The organism is Pseudomonas sp. WOUb67, from assembly GCF_050058005.1.
GTDB classification, from domain to species: Bacteria; Pseudomonadota; Gammaproteobacteria; order Pseudomonadales; family Pseudomonadaceae; genus Aquipseudomonas; species Aquipseudomonas putida_R.
The window spans coordinates 5,267,960-5,285,977 of record NZ_CP170112.1 but is presented as its reverse complement, the minus strand read 5'-3'; the positions used below and the strand labels follow the sequence as shown (position 1 = coordinate 5,285,977).

General features: G+C 61.1%; 20 protein-coding genes. 11 read left to right on the top strand and 9 right to left on the bottom strand.

The annotated features are described in order from the left end of the window. Positions 1–40 precede the first annotated feature (40 nt). The 3 genes from ABOC32_RS23440 to ABOC32_RS23430 form a co-directional block, all read right to left on the bottom strand. Positions 41–298 (bottom strand): DUF2790 domain-containing protein, encoded by a 258-nt coding sequence (locus ABOC32_RS23440; RefSeq protein WP_426809063.1) that lies wholly within the window; start codon positions 296–298, stop codon positions 41–43. A gap of 66 nt (positions 299–364) precedes the next feature. Further along, entirely contained in the window at positions 365–835 is a 471-nt protein-coding gene (cynS, locus tag ABOC32_RS23435) for a cyanase (RefSeq protein WP_234229410.1), read from the bottom strand. 26 nt (positions 836–861) lie between these two features. Further along, complete coding sequence (locus ABOC32_RS23430) at positions 862–1,521, bottom strand: carbonic anhydrase (protein WP_426809062.1); 660 nt, start codon at positions 1,519–1,521, stop codon at positions 862–864. A 113-nt stretch (positions 1,522–1,634) separates the two neighbouring features. Between ABOC32_RS23430 and cynR the strand changes: the two genes are divergently transcribed. The 3 genes from cynR (at position 1,635) to ABOC32_RS23415 (ending at position 3,586) form a co-directional block, all read left to right on the top strand. After that, positions 1,635–2,546 carry a transcriptional regulator CynR gene (cynR, locus tag ABOC32_RS23425; protein ID WP_426809061.1) on the top strand — a complete coding sequence of 304 codons (912 nt, stop codon included), beginning with the start codon at positions 1,635–1,637 and terminating at the stop codon, positions 2,544–2,546. Between the two features lie 148 nt (positions 2,547–2,694). Continuing rightward, positions 2,695–3,288, top strand: a complete 594-nt coding sequence (locus ABOC32_RS23420) for a hypothetical protein (protein WP_426809060.1) — start codon at positions 2,695–2,697, stop codon at positions 3,286–3,288. Between the two features lie 13 nt (positions 3,289–3,301). After that, a complete protein-coding gene (locus ABOC32_RS23415) occupies positions 3,302–3,586 on the top strand; it encodes a hypothetical protein (RefSeq protein ID WP_426809059.1) in 285 nt (94 codons plus the stop codon). A 392-nt stretch (positions 3,587–3,978) separates the two neighbouring features. Here ABOC32_RS23415 and ABOC32_RS23410 read toward each other — a convergent pair whose 3' ends face one another. Then, entirely contained in the window at positions 3,979–5,568 is a 1,590-nt protein-coding gene (locus ABOC32_RS23410; RefSeq protein ID WP_426811653.1) for an NCS1 family nucleobase:cation symporter-1, read from the bottom strand. Between the two features lie 227 nt (positions 5,569–5,795). Here ABOC32_RS23410 and ABOC32_RS23405 point away from each other — a divergent pair, with 227 nt between their 5' ends. Both ABOC32_RS23405 and ABOC32_RS23400 read left to right on the top strand, forming a co-directional pair. Further along, a complete protein-coding gene (locus ABOC32_RS23405; protein ID WP_426809058.1) occupies positions 5,796–6,830 on the top strand; it encodes a L,D-transpeptidase in 1,035 nt (344 codons plus the stop codon). An 85-nt stretch (positions 6,831–6,915) separates the two neighbouring features. Continuing rightward, on the top strand, positions 6,916–7,632 hold the full coding sequence (locus ABOC32_RS23400; RefSeq protein ID WP_426809057.1) for a murein L,D-transpeptidase catalytic domain family protein: 717 nt from the start codon (positions 6,916–6,918) through the stop codon (positions 7,630–7,632). 223 nt (positions 7,633–7,855) lie between these two features. On the opposite strand, the gene ABOC32_RS23395 is transcribed toward ABOC32_RS23400, so the two are convergent. The 4 genes from ABOC32_RS23395 to ABOC32_RS23380 form a co-directional block, all read right to left on the bottom strand. Further along, positions 7,856–8,146, bottom strand: a complete 291-nt coding sequence (locus tag ABOC32_RS23395; RefSeq protein WP_426809056.1) for a DUF1330 domain-containing protein — start codon at positions 8,144–8,146, stop codon at positions 7,856–7,858. Between the two features lie 55 nt (positions 8,147–8,201). Beyond that, positions 8,202–8,756, bottom strand: coding sequence for a pyridoxamine 5'-phosphate oxidase family protein (locus ABOC32_RS23390; protein WP_426809055.1), 555 nt, complete (start codon positions 8,754–8,756; stop codon positions 8,202–8,204). 59 nt (positions 8,757–8,815) lie between these two features. After that, positions 8,816–9,520 (bottom strand): SDR family oxidoreductase, encoded by a 705-nt coding sequence (locus ABOC32_RS23385; RefSeq protein WP_426809054.1) that lies wholly within the window; start codon positions 9,518–9,520, stop codon positions 8,816–8,818. A 99-nt stretch (positions 9,521–9,619) separates the two neighbouring features. Next, complete coding sequence (locus tag ABOC32_RS23380; RefSeq protein ID WP_426811652.1) at positions 9,620–10,513, bottom strand: LysR substrate-binding domain-containing protein; 894 nt, start codon at positions 10,511–10,513, stop codon at positions 9,620–9,622. A 213-nt stretch (positions 10,514–10,726) separates the two neighbouring features. On the opposite strand from ABOC32_RS23380, the gene ABOC32_RS23375 reads away from it, so the two are divergent. The 6 genes from ABOC32_RS23375 to ABOC32_RS23350 all read left to right on the top strand — a co-directional run bounded on the left by ABOC32_RS23375 (position 10,727) and on the right by ABOC32_RS23350 (position 17,189). Next, on the top strand, positions 10,727–11,281 hold the full coding sequence (locus ABOC32_RS23375) for a helix-turn-helix domain-containing protein (RefSeq protein ID WP_019473164.1): 555 nt from the start codon (positions 10,727–10,729) through the stop codon (positions 11,279–11,281). A 27-nt stretch (positions 11,282–11,308) separates the two neighbouring features. Continuing rightward, a complete protein-coding gene (locus tag ABOC32_RS23370; RefSeq protein ID WP_426809053.1) occupies positions 11,309–12,655 on the top strand; it encodes a glutamine synthetase family protein in 1,347 nt (448 codons plus the stop codon). A gap of 75 nt (positions 12,656–12,730) precedes the next feature. Further along, complete coding sequence (locus tag ABOC32_RS23365; RefSeq protein ID WP_426809052.1) at positions 12,731–13,504, top strand: gamma-glutamyl-gamma-aminobutyrate hydrolase family protein; 774 nt, start codon at positions 12,731–12,733, stop codon at positions 13,502–13,504. Between the two features lie 70 nt (positions 13,505–13,574). Next, complete coding sequence (locus ABOC32_RS23360) at positions 13,575–14,933, top strand: aspartate aminotransferase family protein (protein WP_426809051.1); 1,359 nt, start codon at positions 13,575–13,577, stop codon at positions 14,931–14,933. A 375-nt stretch (positions 14,934–15,308) separates the two neighbouring features. After that, on the top strand, positions 15,309–15,863 hold the full coding sequence (locus ABOC32_RS23355; protein ID WP_043198456.1) for a helix-turn-helix domain-containing protein: 555 nt from the start codon (positions 15,309–15,311) through the stop codon (positions 15,861–15,863). 114 nt (positions 15,864–15,977) lie between these two features. Then, a complete protein-coding gene (locus ABOC32_RS23350) occupies positions 15,978–17,189 on the top strand; it encodes an MFS transporter (protein WP_426809050.1) in 1,212 nt (403 codons plus the stop codon). A 3-nt stretch (positions 17,190–17,192) separates the two neighbouring features. Here the strand turns inward: ABOC32_RS23350 and ABOC32_RS23345 are convergent, their stop codons facing one another. Then, a complete protein-coding gene (locus ABOC32_RS23345; protein ID WP_426809049.1) occupies positions 17,193–17,753 on the bottom strand; it encodes a nucleotidyltransferase family protein in 561 nt (186 codons plus the stop codon). Between the last annotated feature and the right edge of the window lie 265 nt (positions 17,754–18,018).

Genomic DNA, 18,018 nt, shown 5'->3' with positions numbered 1-18,018 from the left:
AGTCCTCATATGGAGTGCTGCCGCGCTGCGACGGCCGGGCTCAGTTATTCGAGCAACCATTGCCCATCACTCGGTACTCAAGCACATGCTTGTTGCCTTGGGAGTCTTCGTACGTCATGCGAGCGGGCACCACCCGGCAGACATCAGGGACCTCGCTCATGGAAATGACGCGAGCGATATCGAGGTGCTGGGAGTAGCTGTACTGTTCAACCGGTGCCTGCCCGACCTGTTGCTCAACGTCGGCAGCCATCGCCACGTTGCACAGCCCGCCGAGTATCAATGCGAACAACGCTTTCAATTTTGATCACCTTCAGGTTGTGGCTCGGCCGCAACATTGCGGCCGAGCCCATGTGTCGTAGCCAGATCAGAACGGTTTGGTGGGCAGGTATTTGCCATCCAGGGTGATCACCGCGCGCGAGCCACCCTCGGGGTCTTCGACTTTCTGGATGTCCAGCTTGAAATTGATGGCACTGATGATGCCGTCGCCGAACTTTTCATGAACCAGCGCCTTCAACGTGGTGCCGTACACCTGCAACATCTCGTAGAAGCGGTAGATGGTCGGGTCGGTCGGGATTCCATTTTGAATGCTGCCGCGCAGTGGCACGGTCTGCAGCAGTGCGATGCCGTCCGCGTCGAGGCCAAGCTTGTCACCCACCACCTGGGCGGCGCTCGCCGGCAACGGGTGCTGGCCCAACAGTGCTGCGGTCACGAACGCTTCGGACAAGCCGGTGCCTTCGGTGATCTGGGCGAACGACAGGTCTTTGCGGGCTTTGGCCAGAAGGATGACTTCGCTCAGGGCAAGGCGGGCGTTCTGGCTGATTTGCGATTGGATCATGGTGTTTCTCCTTGGTTGAAAGATGTTCAGGCAACGCGCTTGGGTTGCTGGGAAACGGCGTGTACGTCGGGGTTGTCGGCGAGCGATACGAATGTGTCGGTACTGCCATCGAAGGCCTCGATCAGCCCGCTTTCGATGTCGTAGATCCAGCCATGCAAGGTCACGCGGCCTTCTTCGAGGGCCAGGCGCACCGAGGGGTGGGTCTGGATGTTGGCAAGCTGGGCGATCACGTTTTCGCGCACCATGGCTTCGACCTTGGCCTGCGGGCCGAAATGGTTGTGGGCTTCGTTTACCACTCGGGCGGAATCGGCGTAGCGCAGCCAGCCAGCCACTGCGGGCATGTGGTCCAGGCATTTGCAGGTGGCGATGGCTGTCATGGCACCGCAATCGGAGTGGCCGCAGATGACGATGTCGGAAACCTGCAAGGCCGCCACGGCATATTCGACCGAGGCCGATACGCCCCCAGGCTCGGGCCCGTAGGACGGCACGATGTTGCCTGCATTGCGGATGACGAACAGGTCTCCGGGTTCGCGCTGGGTGACCAGCTCTGGCACCAGGCGGCTGTCGGAGCATGAGATGAACAGGGCACGTGGGCTCTGCTGGTTCGCCAGGTCCTTGAACAGTTTGATGCGCTCGGGATAGGCGTTTTTCTGGAACTTCAGAAACCCGTCGATGATGTCTTTCATGGCTGACTCCTTGGGGTGACGCGATGTGTTGAAGCAAAGGTTACGCAGCACTTTGAATAAGGTAAAAGTCTGATTTATTATCAAGCGGATCAGATAATCTTATAGGTACACCCATGCTTGCCCGACACATCCAGTACTTCATCGCAGTGGCAGAACATCTCAGTTTCACGCGCGCCGCAGCGGCCCTGCATGTGTCTCAACCGGCCTTGTCGCAGCAGGTTCGGCAGCTGGAAGAGAGTCTCGGCACAACGTTGTTCGATCGCTCCGGCCGCACCACGCGACTGACGGATGCCGGCGAGGTGTACCTGCGCTATGCCAAGCGAGCCGCGCAGGCACTGCAGGAGGCAAAACGAGCCATTGATGACCTCGGCGATCTGAGCCGCGGATCACTCCGGGTGGGGGTAACACCGACATTCACCAGCTACCTCGTTGGCCCGCTGGTTGAAGCGTTCCATGGCCGGTACCCGAGCATCACGCTGGTGGTGCGGGAGATCGCTCAAGAGGCGATGGAAGAACTGTTGTTGGCCGACGAGGTTGATGTGGGCATAGCGTTCGACAACGGCCATCATCTGGACCTGGAGGCCCAAGCGCTCCTGGTCGAAACCCTGGCGCTGGTGGTCGGCAAGCAGCACCCTCTCGCCACGACGGGCAGTATTGGCCTGGAGGCGTTGAACTCAGAATCGTTGATACTCTTGAGCGCCGAATTCGCCACGCGTGAGCAGATCGACAGCTACTGCCGCCAGCACAACATTCGCCCTCACGTACAAGTGGAAGCCAATACCATCAGTGCGCTGATCGAAGTGGTCAGCAGGACCACGCTCTCGACCTTGTTGCCGGCCACCATCGCCCTGGCTCACGAGCAGTTGGTCGCTATCGAGCTCGACCAGCAGCGCTTGCAACGCACCGCTGTTCTGATGCAACGAAAAGGGGTTTACCAAACGGCTGCCGCGAAGGCCTTTGTCGAACTGGCGATGAAAGTGGCCAAGCAACTTGAGGCGCCAGGCTGCTCCGCCCGGCTGATGTAGAAGGGCGCGATTGGCTGCTATCGACCTATCGCAGATTTAACGTCAGGCAGCAGCCATCGCGTGCAAGCCCTTCTGGCCAGTAGATTTGGCTACGGAATGCTTCCCCAACAGCGTGGTCTGTTGAACCACTCTGCAAAGGATATGCACCATGTCGATACGCACTGCACGCTGTTTACTGGTCCTGCCATTGTTCGCGGGCTGCCAGTACCTCCCTCATACCGACTACTTCGTCGCGCCTGAAAGCGAGCCCAATCCTGCCTGGGTACGCATCGTCAACTTCACTCAGCATGCCGATATCTACCAATATGAAAACGGTGTGCGCTCGGGCGGCGTGATCCGCACCGGGCCGCTCCCGTTCATCCATACACAGGATCAAAACATGCCCAAGGCAGGGCAGGACTTGACGTTCGACTACTTCGAAACACGCGTCCGGCCCGGTATCGAAACACAGGTGGGGATGTTCTGGGAGGGACCGCGTACCCAGTCGTGCATGGTCACAACCAGGTTCACCCCCCAGGCAGGGCGCTACTATCAGTTCAGGATGACATCAGGTTCGGGCGGTACCTGCACGCTGTACCCGTCGCTGATCGAGCGCGACAAGGACGGCGCCGTGTGGCGCCTTGTCCCCAACCAGGAAGTGATGTACCCGCACGGCGGGCCTACTGCCAAAACCACTTACAGTAACAGTCAGTTCAAGGACCCTGATTACCAGCCTCCAGCAGGCCTGTATCCGGGCATGTAGGGGAGTTGAACCCATGACGGAAAAGCCCGTGTACCTGTTTGCCAAGCTGCGGCAGCCTTGTGAGTACCGCCCCCACGTAACGGCTATCGTGCTGTTTGGTCTTGAGGTCGAGGGAGAAGGCGAAGCGCCGGTCTACCTGGAGATTCGGTATATCGATTACTGCCGTCAGCAGATTGAAGGCGACCACCTGATGTTGTCATTGGAGGAGGCCCTTGAGTCCGCGCGTGTCGACTACGGTATTTTACGGACTGATTGGCGTGCGATGAGCCGAGCGGAGATCAATCGGATTGATGGATAGGGCGCTGTCGACGGCAACACGGCCAAGTACAGGAGGCGATAGTGGAGGCGTGAATGTCCGCTATCGACCCATAGCTGCCATTGCGAAAATGCTGCCATTGCTCATCTTCCGAGGCCGGCACGAACCCTGTTGAAGCAACTGTCCTGTTCAAACTCTGAAAGTTTGCGCGATCACTGTGGGAGCGGGTTCACCCGCGAAGAATCATGCGCGGTGGATGGCACCGGCTTCGCCGGTGTTCGCGGCTAAAGCCGCTCCCACAGGTACTGCATGAGCCTGAATCCTGCGCACTCCCTGTGGGAGCGGGCATGCCCGCGAAGAACCCAGCGCGCTCCTGAGATATGACTGGCAGCTATGGGTCGAAAGCAGCCACAGGTGGCTGCTTCCAATCCCGATCAGTGCTGCGCGCTATCCACCGCAATGCTTTCACCAGATACCTCGGTGTACCTGGCGTTGCGGTTGGCAATGGCGTAATGAATCAACCCGCCCAAACCCGCCCCGAAGAACCAGGAGAACTGCGACAGCGTCTCGAACGCCGGCACCAGCGCCAGCACGATGGCGATCAGCGCAGCCGGGATGAACGCCGCGACGGCGCGCAGGTTGACCCCGCCACTGTAGTGATACGCGGCCTCCGGGCTTTCGCTATACAGCTGCGGCAGGTTCACCCGGCTGCGTCGTACCAGGTAGTAGTCGGTGACGATGATGCCGTACAGCGGGCCGAGCAGGGCGCCCAGGCCGCCGAGGAAATACACGATCACCGACGGGCTGTTGTACAGGTGCCAGGGCAGGATCACCACTGCGATGGCGGCGCTGAGCAAGCCTGCGCGACGGAAGTTCAGCAGGTTTGGCGCCAGGTTGGCCAGCACGTAGGCCGGGGCGACGAAGTTGGCCATGATGTTCACCGCCACGGTGACGATCAGGAAGGCCAGGCAGGCCAGCACCAGGCCGGCGGTGTTGGGGATGGCGGCGACGATTTCGGTCGGGCCCTGCACCAGCTTGCCGTCGATGCTGAACTGCGCGCCGGCGAGCACCACGGCAATCAGCGCGAAGCCGAGCATGTTCACCGGCAGGCCCCAGAAGTTGCCCACGCTGATGGTGCGCCGGTCCGGGCAGTTACGGGTAAAGTCGCAGAAGTTGAGAATCATGGTGCCGTACAGCGAGACCCACAACGCGGCGGCGCCGAGCACCTTCAACCACATTGTGGAGCCGGTTGGCGCGTTGCCGCTCGACCAGGAAATCGACAGGCCACTGCGCCAGTACATCCAGCCCGCCAGGCAGGCGAAAGCCACCAGGATGATCGGCCCGGTGATGGACTCGAAGCGGCGCACCATTTCCATGCCGTAGGCGAAGATTGCCACCTGCACGCACCAGATGCCGAGGAAGGTGACCCAGCCCAGGGTCGACAGGCCGAGGATCGAGTTCTGGTCGTAGGCCTTGAGGTCCGGCGCGATGGCGGTCAGCAGCACGCGCAGGACGACCGAGGCGAGGTAGGTCTGGATGCCGAACCAGGCGATGGCGATCACCGCGCGGATCAGTGCCGGGATCTGCGCCCCATGGATGCCGAAGCTGATCCGGCACATGACGGGGTAGGGCAGGCCGGTCTTCTGGCCCATGTAGCCGGACAGGTTCATCAGGCCGTAGATCACCAGCGCGCCGAGCGCGAAGGCGGCGAGGATCTGCGCGCCGCTCATGCCCAGGGCGAAGAGGCCGATGGCGAAGGAATAGTTGGCGATGTTATGTACATCGTTGGTCCACAGCGCAAACAGGCTGTAGCGCCCCCAGGTGCGATTTGCCGCGCGGGTCGGTGCAAGGTCGGCACTGTACAGGCGCGGGCTCAACGGCAGCGCGCTGGACCCAGCCGTATCGGCGGGGAGCGCATCGAGCTGGTCAACATCGGAACGTGAAATCGACGCCATCGGGACTCCATGATGGTTGTGTACTTTTATTGTTGGATTTGTATACACACAAGAATCATACCAACCCATGCGTTTGGCTAGGTCCATGGTTCCATGGCCTTCATTCGGCATTTTCTGTGGCGTGCGTTGGGCTTTTAAGTGGGAATTTTGTGCACAGTTACCGTGCACAGTTGTTACCACCTGCACCAGGTGTGGTCGCGCGCCAACCCGGTAGCTTGGGCTGGCGCGTTGAACGGGTGGCTTTGCGGGTAATGTTCCGACTAAGCTGGCGGCAGGGTTCTATGGGGGGCAATAGGATGTTGCATGTAACGCTCGGATTGGGTCTGTTACTCGCCGCTGCCTTGGTCGAAGCGGCGCCACTGCAGGTACCCACACCGGCCGCACTCAGGAGCCAGCTTGAAAGCCTCAAGCCTGGCCAGTTTCTCTGGTACCCGCAGGTTTCACCGGTGGGGCCGGTGACCGTAGTGGTCAGCCTTACCGAGCAACGGGCCTACGTCTATCGCAATGGCATCGCCATTGGTGTCAGCACCGTGAGCAGCGGCAAGGCAGGGCGGGAAACCCCCACCGGGGTATTCAGCATTCTGCAGAAGAAGGTCGAGCATAAGTCCAGCCTCTACAACAGCGCACCGATGCCCTACATGGAGCGCCTGACGTGGGACGGCATTGCCCTGCACGCTGGCCATCTACCGGGGTACCCCGCCTCGCATGGTTGCGTGCGCCTGCCGATGGGCTTTGCCAAGAAGTTGTATGAAGTCACCGGTTTCAGTTCGACCACTGTCATCGTTTCCGATACCAGTAGTGCCCCGGTGGAGGTCTACCACCCGGGCGTGCTGGCGCCGACGGTCAGCGATGGCAAGGCCCAAGGCCCGCTGATGCTGAGCAACCAGCAATTCTGGAACGACCCAGACCCCACGGCAGGGCCCCTGTCCATCCTGATCAGCCGCGCCGACTTGCGTGCCTATGTGTACCGGGGTGGGCAGCTGGTTGGCTCGGCGCCAGCACTTTCGCCTGAAGGCAGCCAGCACCGCAGTGGCATGGCGGTGTATTCCCTGCTGCAAAAACCATCCGCCCTGGCACTCGATGGCGCGCTACCCTTACGGTGGTCGGTGGTGGGCCTGAGCAACCCGGAGTACGGCAATACGCCCTATGAACAACTGGGGCAACTGAACATCAACCCGGAGTTTCGCCGTCATTTACGCACGGCGATGGACGTCGGCACGATGCTGGTGATCACCGACTGGGCGTCGACCCGGGATACCCGCACCGAAGGAAAATTCACGGTGATCAGCACCGAAGGCAGTGAAGAATCTAAACCATTGGTCAAGAAGTGATCGGCTTTCCTGAGGTAATCAAGCAAAGTAGCCGCTTTTGGCTGCAAACAAGGCAAGAAAAGCCAGGTTTTCAACAGGGTATTCCATGTCGATGTTCGAACCATTGCGGGGAGCCTTTCGGCTCTCAGCGGCCAGTATTGGCCTGTTTTTCCTCAGCGCCTGGCATGCTGCCTACGCGCAACCCCTGCCTAGCGCTGCCGAGCTGCAGCAGTTGGCGCCTAACGCCAGCCTTTCGACCCTGGCCCTGGCACTCACCGCCTACGCGTGCGCCAGCCACAGCGACGCAGACAAGTTGCTGACGGTGATCGATTACTCCAAGGCTTCGCGTGACAAGCGCCTGTGGGTGTTCGACCTGCTCGCCAGGAAGCTGTTATTCGAGGAGTGGGTCGCCCATGGCAAGAACAGCGGGGCTGATGTGCCGACCACGTTCTCCAACGCGCCGAACAGCTACCAGTCCTCCATCGGCCTGTATGAGACCGGTCAGACCTACAGCGGCAAGCACGGCCGCTCGCTGCGCCTGCAAGGGTTGGAGCCGGGGTTCAATGACAACAGCATGTCGCGGGCGATCGTGATGCATGCTGCCGCGTATGCCGACCCTAAGGTCGTGCCCGGCCTCGGGCGCCTGGGGCGCAGCCAGGGCTGCCCAGCGGTTCGACCGGCGATTGCCGGCAAGCTGATCGAAACGCTGCAACGCGGCAGCTACGTGTTTGCCTATTACCCGCAGCAGAACTGGCTGAAAACATCGCGTTTCCTTAACGCCCAGAGCTGCCCGCTGGCCAACCAGTCGATCGCCAGCAAGTAACAGCATCAACCGTCAGACAAGCACGGCCTTTGTGGGAGCGGCCTTGCGTCGCGAAAGGGCTGCGAAGCAGCCCCAGCAATTTGCGCGTCTGCGCTTGAATCCTGGGGCCGCTTTGCGGCCCTTTCGCGACGCAAGGCCGCTCCCACAGTGATCGCGCCAGCGCTTAGCTTTTGAACAAGACAGTTGCACCCACAAGGCGGCGCTGGGGCACCTGCATGTTTGGTCAGCCCAGATCACCCTCGATAATCAGCACCTCCCGGCGATAGGCGCGTAATGCCATCGCCTTCGCTTCTGCATAAGCCGGGTCGGCGTAGCACGCCTTGGCCTGGGCGTAGCTGTCGAACTCGACAGCCAGTGCGCGTGTACTGGTATGCGATTCCACAAGTGCAGCCGGGTCGAGGACTTTGAGTTTTGCGCCGTACTGCTCGGCGATAGGGCCCCACAACCGCCCGTACTCCTGCTGAGCCTCTGTATCGCTAACAGCGCTGCCCAGAATGATCCAGTAACCCTTCATCAACGACTCCTGTTGTCACTTATCTGAATGAGTGTTTCGGCAGCAGTAGGCTACCTCAGGGCGCTAGCCAGGAGGAATGCCACATGCCCTCGTGGTGCCGGAAGCGCGCCCGCTGCTGAACAGGCTGGGTGAGGTCCAACCACTCCAGCGCCTGTGGCGTGATGCAGATGACCGCGAAATGTTCGAAACCGTCCTGGCTGCGTGCGTAGGCGCTTTCAGGGCTTGCAATGACCTGCCCCGGCACAGCGCCATGTCGAAACAGCGCCTGGGTCTTGTCGCGCGCCGCCGACCAGCACTGTTGGCGCTGGCCGATATCCTCGACCAGGCTGGCCAGCCCCTCCATGCGTACCTGCGTCAGGCCGCAAGGGCTCAATGCGGTCAGTGCTACGCGTGGGTCAGCGGTTATCTGTGCGCATTTGGCCGAGCGCCTGTCGGCATAGAAGTACAACGTGCCGGCACTGGCATCGGCGTCGCGCAGCACGACCGTTCTGGAAGCAGGCCAGCCTTGTTCGTCCAGCGTAGAAAGCTGCATGAGCCTGTAGGGGTTACGCATTGGGCCGACCGGGATGGCCAGCTGCGCCCAGATGCGTTGAAACAGATCGTCGAGCATGCGAGCACCCATGTTGCAGAAGGCGAAGGCCGCAGCAGCGCGTGCTGCGGCCACGGCAATCAGACGCTGCGGGTCACGCCGCCATCGACCTTGATGTTCTGCCCGGTGATGTAGGCAGCGCCCTCGCTGGCCAGAAACGCGATGGTGGCGGCGACTTCTTCGCTGGTGCCATAGCGTTTGAGCGGCACGCTGTCGCGGCGTTGTTCGGTGCCCGGCAGGCTGTCGATCCAGCCGGGGAGGACGTTGTTGATGCGCACGTTATCCCCGGCAAAATTGTCGGCGAAGATCTTGGTGAATGCGGCCAGGCCCGAGCGGAATACAGCTGATGTCGGGAACAGCTCACTCGGCTCGAACGCCCAGGCGGTGGAAATGTTGATGATCACGCCACCCTTCTGCTGCTGCATGTAAGGCGTCACCAGGCGAGTAGGGCGAATGACATTGAGCAGGTAGGTGTCCATGCCCTTGTGCCAGTCTTCGTCGCTGATCTCCAGGATCGGCGCACGAGGACCATGGCCGGCGCTGTTGACCAGCACGTCGATGCGGCCCCACTTTTCCACCACGGCGTCGACCAGGCGTTTCAGGTCTTCAACCGACTGGTTGCTGCCGGTTACGCCAATGCCGCCAAGCTCGGCAGCCAGCGCTTCGCCCTTGCCCGAAGAGGAAAGGATGCCAACCTTGAAGCCGTCAGCGGCCAAGCGCCGTGCTGCTGCCGCGCCCATGCCGCTGCCACCGGCCGTGATAATCGCAACTTTTTCTACTGACATGCTGCCTCCAGAACGTGAACTATGGATTGCTTAGGTGCACTTACCTTAGCAGCAGCCTCAGCGGCGAGGGAGACAGCCAAACTTTACCGTGGCAGTAGATTAACTATCGTCTGCCTGTTGCTTGAGCCAGCGTTGGACGATGCTTAGCGACTCCGGCTGCTGCAGCTTTCGTGGCCACACCAGGTAGAACGACTTGTCCAGCCTGAGTTGCTGAACGAACACCTGAACCAGCCTGCCCGCAACGATGTCATCGCTGACGAACGCCAGGCTGGCCAACGCAATGCCCTGACCACTGATGGCCGCATCGATGGCCAGTGAGGTCTGGTTGAACCGCAGGTTCTTGGCAGTAGGTTGGGCGTGTTGCGGGAACGCAGCAGCAAGGTACTGGGGCCAAAAATTATGGGCATCGTGAAGCATGATGAAGTCTTGAAGCTGCGCAAAGCTGGTAGGGACATGTGTGCCTTCAAACAGCTTCGGGCTGGCTACGGCGACGATGCGCTGCTCCATCAACAGTTCGCTGTTCAGGCCCGCGCCGATTTCGGGCTTGCCATAGCGGACTGCGATATCCACGCCATCGGTGCTGAAGTGCGACAGCCGATCTGTGGCTAGCACGCGCAGGTCAATCTCCGGGTGGCTTTGCGCAAAGCTGCCCAGCCTGGGAATAAGCCACTTGGAGGCAAAGGTGGGGGTAACGCTGACGGTCAGGTGAGAGGTTTGTGGCCGGAGCAGGCGGGTTGCCTCATCGATCATCGCCAAGGCGCTGCGAATGCTGCCGCTGTAGCCCAGGCCCGCATCGGTCAGCGCCAGGCCCCGGGGCAGGCGCTCGAACAGGCGAAGGTTCAGGTTCGCTTCCAGCCCGCGTATCTGTTGCGCAACTGCCGCCTGGGTCACGCCCAGTTCCTCGGCAGCCAGGCGGAAGTTCAGGTGGCGGGCAACCACTTCAAACACGCGTAGCGCGTTAAGCGGGGGTAATTCAGGGAAACCGTTTGGCATGACGAGGGCAATGGCCGGGCTGGGAAGATTCACCGCCGAGGCTACTCCCTGAGCACCTTTAAAGAAACCCGCGCCACCGTTGCCAATCCGCATCCTTGCGCCCCAAACCCTCTGTTCGTTGCAGCACAAATTCAGGGTTCGGCTTGACTCGTGAAAATTTTCATGTAATTTTTCATGAAAAATAACACTAAAAATTTCACGGCAGCCCAATCGATGAAGATGCACGAAGAGGTTGAAGCCCTCGCGATCCTTATTCACGACCTGCGCAAATTCAAGAACCTGACCCTGGGCGAGCTGGCCGAGCGCATCAACCGCTCGGTCGGCTTCCTCTCTCAGGTTGAACGCGGTGTTTCGCGCCCTACTGTGGCGGACCTCACCGCCATTAGCGAAGCGCTCGGCGTGTCCACCGCGTACTTCTACAACCTGAGCAAGCCCCGCAGCATTGGTTGGGTCACGCGCCCCCACGAGCGGCGCACGCTGTACCTGGAGTCGGGCATCACCGATGTGCTGGCTTCCCCCACCATCGCCGGCGCCTTTTCCATGCTCGACAGCCACCTTGAGCCTGGCGCCACCAGTGGCGAGGCGTACCTGAGTGACCGCTCCGAGCAGGGCTGTTTCGTGCTTGAAGGCGAACTCACGGTATGGCTGGACGACGGCGAGGCCGTGACCCTGCAGGCCAACGACTGCTTCCAGGTGCAGCCCCACGCGCAGTTCCGTTACGCCAACCTGACGGCAAAACCCACCCGCGTGCTCTGGGTCTTCAATTGAATTCGTTCACCTCACAAGGATAAGAAGATGAGTGTCATCTTTGCGGATCTGCTGGCTGAAGTGCGCTCGTTCCGGGCGGAGCACCCAGAAATTCGTTATGTCGACCTGATTGCGCTGGATATCCCCGGGCACTTCTACGGCAAGCGCTACCCCATAGACATGCTGGAAAAAGTCGCCGCTGGCGCGCCGCTGAAGCTGCCGCAGAACTGTGTGTTGTTGGGCACCCAGGGCGGCCTTTACCCGATTGGTGATTACTGCTTTGCCGACGGCGACCCGGATGCTGTCCGCCGCCTGGTGCCGGGTACCCTGAAGCCGGTGCGCTGGGAAAAGGAAGTGATTGCCCAGATGCTCATCACCTCCGACGGCACCGCCAAGCCTATCGAGTTCGAACCCCGTGAAGTGCTGGCCCGGGTGATTCAGCGCCTGGCCAAGCGTGGCATCCGCCCGGTGGTGGCCTTCGAGCTGGAGTTCTACCTGTTCGACCGCAAGCTCGACAACGGCCTGCCACAGTACCCACGCGACACGGCGACCGGGGACGAAGACGACCAGCCCAACATGCACATCGAGCGGCTTTCGCGCTTCTCGTCGGTGCTGCACGAAATGGTCGATGGCGCCAACGAGCAGGGCGTGCCGGCGAACGTCATTACCGCAGAGCTGGGCCCTGGCCAGTTCGAGATCAACTTCTCCCACAGCGACGATGCCCTGAGCGCGGCGGACTGGTCGGCGCTGTTCTGCCGCAGTACCCGCGGTATCGCCATGAAACACGGCTACCGCGCCAGCTTCATGAGCAAGCCATACCTGGACGCACCGGGCAGCGGCATGCATGTACACGTCAGCCTGTATGACGCCGCCGGCAACAACATCCTGGCGGGCGCTGAACAGCGCAAGCTGCGCCACGCGGTGGCGGGGTGCCTGGAGCTGCTGCCGCACTGCATGCCGATCTTTGCCCCCAACCACAATGCTTACCGCCGCTACGGCGCCATGGTGAATGCGGCGAGCAAGGCCAGTTGGGGCTTCGAAGACCGTGATGCGTGCATACGCATTCCCGAGTCCGACCCGCGCAACCTGCGCATCGAGCACCGCCTTGCTGGCGCCGATGCCAACCCGTACCTGGTGCTGGCGGCCATCCTGACCGGCATGGAGCATGGCTTGGACCGCGGCGTCGAGCCCATTGCCCCGCTGAACGAAAACCGTCAGAGCGGCATCGATTTCCCCAAGGATGCCCTCAGCGCCCTGGCCGCCATGCGTCACCACCCGGCGGTCAACGAAGGCCTGGGCAGTGAGTTCGTGATGGTCTATTGCGAAAACAAATACCAGGAGCAACTGGACTTCATGCGCCACATCGATGCCCGCGAATACCGCTGGTTCCTGTAGGTGCCGAAGTTCGAACAGCGACGCTGCACCCTCCCTTTCAACACAACGCGCAATATGGATTTGCCGGAGGAAGATATGCCACGTGTGCCCGTTATCGGCATTACCGCATGCACCAGCATGATCGAGCTGCATGCAACCCAGACCATCAGCGAGAAGTACGCACGCGCGGCAGCCAAGGCGGCGTGTGGGCTGCCCATCGTCATTCCCAGCCTCGGTGAGCTGATGGACAGCGCCGATATTCTCGACGTGGTGGATGGGCTGATCTTCACCGGTTCGCCGTCCAACATCGAGCCGTTCCACTACAACGGCGCGGCCAGTGCAGCGGGTACCCATCACGACCCGCTGCGTGATGCCACCACCTTGCCGCTGATGCGTGCGGCCATCGCCGCCGGCGTGCCGGTGCTGGGTATTTGCCGTGGCTTTCAGGAAATGAACGTGGCACTGGGCGGCACCCTGCACCAGAAGGTGCACGAAACCGGTGTGTTCATGGACCACCGCGAAGGCAAGGGTGAGCCCATCGACAAGCAATACGGGCCGCGCCACACCATGCATGTAGAGCCCGGCGGCCTGCTCGACCGCATGGGCTTGCCGGCGATCTTCGACGTTAATTCCATCCACGGCCAGGGCATTGATGTGCTGGCCCCGGGGCTACGGGTGGAGGCGCTGGCACCCGATGGCCTGGTGGAAGCGATTTCGGTCGAGAACGGCAAGGGGTTTGCCCTGGCCGTGCAATGGCACCCCGAGTTCCAGGTCATGGACAACCCGCATTACCTGACCATCTTCCAGTCCTTTGGCAAGGCCTGCCGGCAGCGCTCGGTACTGCGCCAGAGGCTGTTGCTGTCGGCCTGAACACCGACCGTTCCCAACTATGAAAAGTACCCGCGCAGCCTGGCTGCGCAACTTGATGGAGTAGAAGTCAATGAGTGAACAGAATTCGCAGACCCTGGCCTGGCAATCGATGAGCCGCGACCACCACCTGGCCCCGTTCAGCGATGTCAAACAGCTGGCCGAGAAAGGCCCGCGCATCATCACCTCGGCCAAGGGCGTGTACCTGTGGGACAGCGAGGGCAACAAGATTCTTGATGGCATGGCGGGCCTGTGGTGCGTGGCGGTCGGCTACGGTCGCGATGAGCTGGCCGAGGTCGCCAGCCAGCAGATGAAGCAGCTGCCTTACTACAACCTGTTCTTCCAGACCGCGCACCCGCCCGCGCTGGAGCTGGCCAAGGCCATCGCCGATGTGGCGCCGCAAGGCATGAACCATGTGTTCTTCACCGGCTCCGGCTCCGAAGGCAACGACACCGTGCTGCGCATGGTTCGCCATTACTGGGCGCTGAAGGGCAAGAAGAACAAGAACGTCATCATTGGCCGCATCAACGGTTACCACGGCTCTACCGTGGCCGGTGCAGCCCTGGGCGGCATGAGCGGCATGCACCAGCAGGGCGGGGTGATCCCGGATATCGTGCACATCCCGCAGCCGTACTGGTTCGGCGAAGGCGGCGACATGACCGAGGCCGACTTCGGGGTGTGGGCGGCCGAGCAGCTGGAGAAGAAGATCCTCGAAGTTGGTGTGGACAACGTTGCCGCCTTCATCGCCGAACCGATCCAGGGTGCCGGTGGCGTGATCATTCCGCCACAAACCTACTGGCCGAAGGTCAAGGAAATCCTGGCCCGGTACGACATCCTCTTCGTCGCCGACGAAGTGATTTGCGGTTTTGGCCGTACCGGTGAGTGGTTCGGTACCGACTACTACGACCTCAAGCCTGACCTGATGACCATTGCCAAGGGCCTGACCTCCGGTTACATCCCCATGGGCGGGGTGATCGTGCGTGACGAAGTGGCCAAGGTCATCAGCGAAGGCGGCGACTTCAACCACGGCTTCACCTATTCCGGCCACCCGGTGGCGGCTGCGGTGGGCCTGGAGAACCTGCGCATCCTGCGTGACGAGCAGATCATCCAGCAGGTGCACGATAAAACCGCGCCTTACCTGCAACAACGCCTGCGCGAATTGGCCGACCACCCGTTGGTAGGCGAAGTGCGCGGCCTGGGCATGCTCGGCGCAATCGAGCTGGTGAAAGACAAGGCCACCCGCGCCCGGTACGAAGGCAAAGGTGTCGGCATGATCTGCAGCCAGCACTGCTTCGACAACGGCCTGATCATGCGCGCCGTGGGCGACACCATGATCATCGCGCCGCCGCTGGTGATCAGCATCGAAGAGATCGACGAGCTGGTGGAAAAAGCCCGCAAGTGCCTGGACCTGACCTACGAGGCTGTCCGCTAAGGGCAGGGGCTTGGCTGTATATTTTCAACGCCTGTGAGATCGAGCGCCGCCCGCGCGGCGCATCGCGAGCTGCGCTCGCTCCTACGCTTGTTTTTGGCCAGTAACGCCTGTGACACGGGTGCGCGACCGCCTTGTTTTCACGACGCGATAGCGCGCCATGCGCCAAGGCGTGCGCGTGCAAATGGCACAGGAATCATTGGCCCGAAACAAACGTAGGAGCGAGCGCAGCTCGCGATGCGCCGCGCGGGCGGCGCTCGATCTGCGCCCCAACCGCAAAACCCGCGTCAGGTACCTCCCCCAAAGCATTTTGCTTTGTGAGATGAATCATGTACTTTTCAGGGCATTAATTTCCCGTCCGAAAGTCGCGATTCAACTATGAAAGTGCACGAAGAAATCGAAGGCCTGGCAGTACTGATTCGCGACCTGCGCAAGTTCAAAGGCCTGACGCTGGGCGAGCTGGCTCAGCGTATCGGCCGTTCGGTGGGCTTTCTGTCCCAGGTCGAACGGGGCGTCTCGCGCCCGACCGTGGCCGACCTCACAGCCATCAGCGAAGAGCTCGGCGTCTCGACCGCCTACTTTTACAAGCTGGACAAGCCTCGCGAGCTCGACTGGGTCACCCGCCCTCACGAGCGGCGCACCCTCCACCTGGCCGGTGGCATCACCGATGTGCTGGCATCTCCTACGATAACGGGCGCGTTCTCCATGCTCGACAGCCACCTGGAACCGGGGGCGAGCAGTGGTGAAGAGTACCTGGACGACAGCTCGGAGCAGGGCTGCTTTGTGCTCGAAGGCGAGCTGACGGTGTGGCTGGATGGCGGCGAGCCGGTAACGCTGCACGCCAGCGACAGTTTTCAGCTGCAACCCCACGCCAGTTTTCGCTACGCCAACCTCACCGACAAGCCCACCCGCGTGCTCTGGGTGTTCAGCTAAAGGCGCACAGGCTTAGGTTGGTTGTCGCTTACCTTCAGATCAGCAATCCTGGATTTACCCTGTTTGCGCTGGCCACGCACACTGCGCGACTGGTCCAACTAGTCAGGGTTTCTCATGCACTTCCAGGATGAACGCACGATAGCTGTGTCAAAGCCCCTGTTCAGCTTGTTCTGTTTTGCCAGCTACCTGTTGTCGCTGTCCTATGGCTCGACCTTCCTGCTGGCATTGCTGGTGGGCGCGCACGGTGGCAACGAACAGGATGCCGGCCACGTAATTTCAGCCGCCATGCTAAGTACATTTGCTGCCGTGCTGGTGTCCGGGCATTTGTCGGACCGCCTCGGTGCGGCACGCTCGATTGCGCTGTGCGGCCTGGCGCTGGTCATTGCAAACCTTGGGTTCGCCGTGAGTGCCAGCCACCAGCATCTGCTGATGATGTTCGGCTTGCTGCTGGGTGTGGGCTGGGGCGTTTTCTACACCTTGGGCCCGATAATCGTGGCCATGATCGTGCCACCGGCACAGCGCTCGCGGTACTTTGCGCTGCTCTCGGGCAGCATGATGAGCGGTATCGGCTCGGCGCCCCTGGTCGGGCGCCTGGCAAGCCAGCTGGGCCTGCCGGTGACTGCAACGTTTTATGTGGCAGCGCTGGCCAGCCTGATCGGCGTGGCCCTGTTCTGGCGTATGGCGAAACCGTTGGGACAACTGCCCGAGCGCTTCAGTGCTGCTGTCTCCAGGCTGTCCTGGCAGGCCACACAAAAAGTCCTGGGCTCAAGGGCCTTGTTCCCGATCCTCATGGTTGGCCTGGGCGGCGCAATCTTTGGTGGGCTGTCGAGTTTTCAAACGAGCTATGCCCACGAAAAAGCACTCGATTACTCGCTGTTTTTTGTCGGCTTCATGAGCGCTGCCATTGCTGGGCGCATGTTTGTAGCCGGGCTGGTGGTAAGGCGCGACCCCTATCGGATGTCGTGCCTGCTGTCGGGGTTGATCGTGGTATCCCTGCTGATGTTCAAGTTCGTGGTGGCCGGTAGCCTTGGGTACATTCTGGCGGCGATTGTGCTGGGTGTCGGTTATGGCCTCACCTACTCGGTGATCAATGGCCTTGCAGCGAATGAAGCGCCAGAAGGCACCACGACCCAGTCCTTGCTGTTGTTCAGCCTTTCCTATTTCGTCGGTGTATTCGGCTTTCCGTTCCTGGCCGGCAAAATCATCATCGATAACGGGCTATCGATGATGCTGCTGATCCTTCTGGGGATCTCCTTGCTCAATTGGTCGATTACGCTTGGGCGGCTGGTTTGGCGCAAGGCCAATGTACGCAACGCCATGGCGTAGATTTCACTCAACCAAGGCAAGCCATGGCCAGCGTTCCCGGTAGCTGGCGGCTTTTGCCCTGAATAAGTCTGGGCGGGGGTTCAGCTCGTTCATTCTCAGCAGGTTGTTCTGCAAGTCTTCCAGGCCATGCGTGCTGTAGAGCGCACCTGTATGCACATCAACGCCCAGGCAGGTCGAGCGGATCAGGTACCGGTCGATGCCATCCGTGACCTTGAGCAGCGGTGTGTAAGCGCCGCCGAATTTCGCGTGGTACCACAGGTGAACGCGGGCCTGGTTGCGCACTTCCACGTTGACACCCAGATGCGCGCACGCCTGCTGAACCGTGGTGATGACCCGGTCCTCTGCCTCCCAGGACACGTCGGCGTCGAAATAGGCAATGTCATAGTCCTTGATGCCCCACCCGGCAGGCAGCCCTGCGCGGTGGTTCCAGAACGTCTGGAACAGGGCACCTGCCACCAGCATGCAGTGGGGGATCTCCAGCGTTGCCAGCAGCGCCAGGAGCGCCCGGTTTACCGGGTTCTCGCGGATGATCGCCAGCACCTGCTCGTCAGTCAGTGAATGCATGGGTACCGTCCTTGATGGTTGCATTGCGGGGCTGAGCTTACCTTAAAGCGCCGGGGCAGGCGGCCTGCTACAACGCGCCATGAAAGCGTTGGTTACATTGCTGTGCGCCGTTAGCTGGCCTCGGCCTCACAAGCGCTGGATTTGATCCTGGAATTGTCCAGGCGGATGTGCTGGAGGCGCGGGATGAGGAAGTGATTCTGGCCCTGCAGCGGCTGGCGCGGTTGGCTCTTTGATGGGCACAAGCCACGCGAAGTTGTGAGGGGTG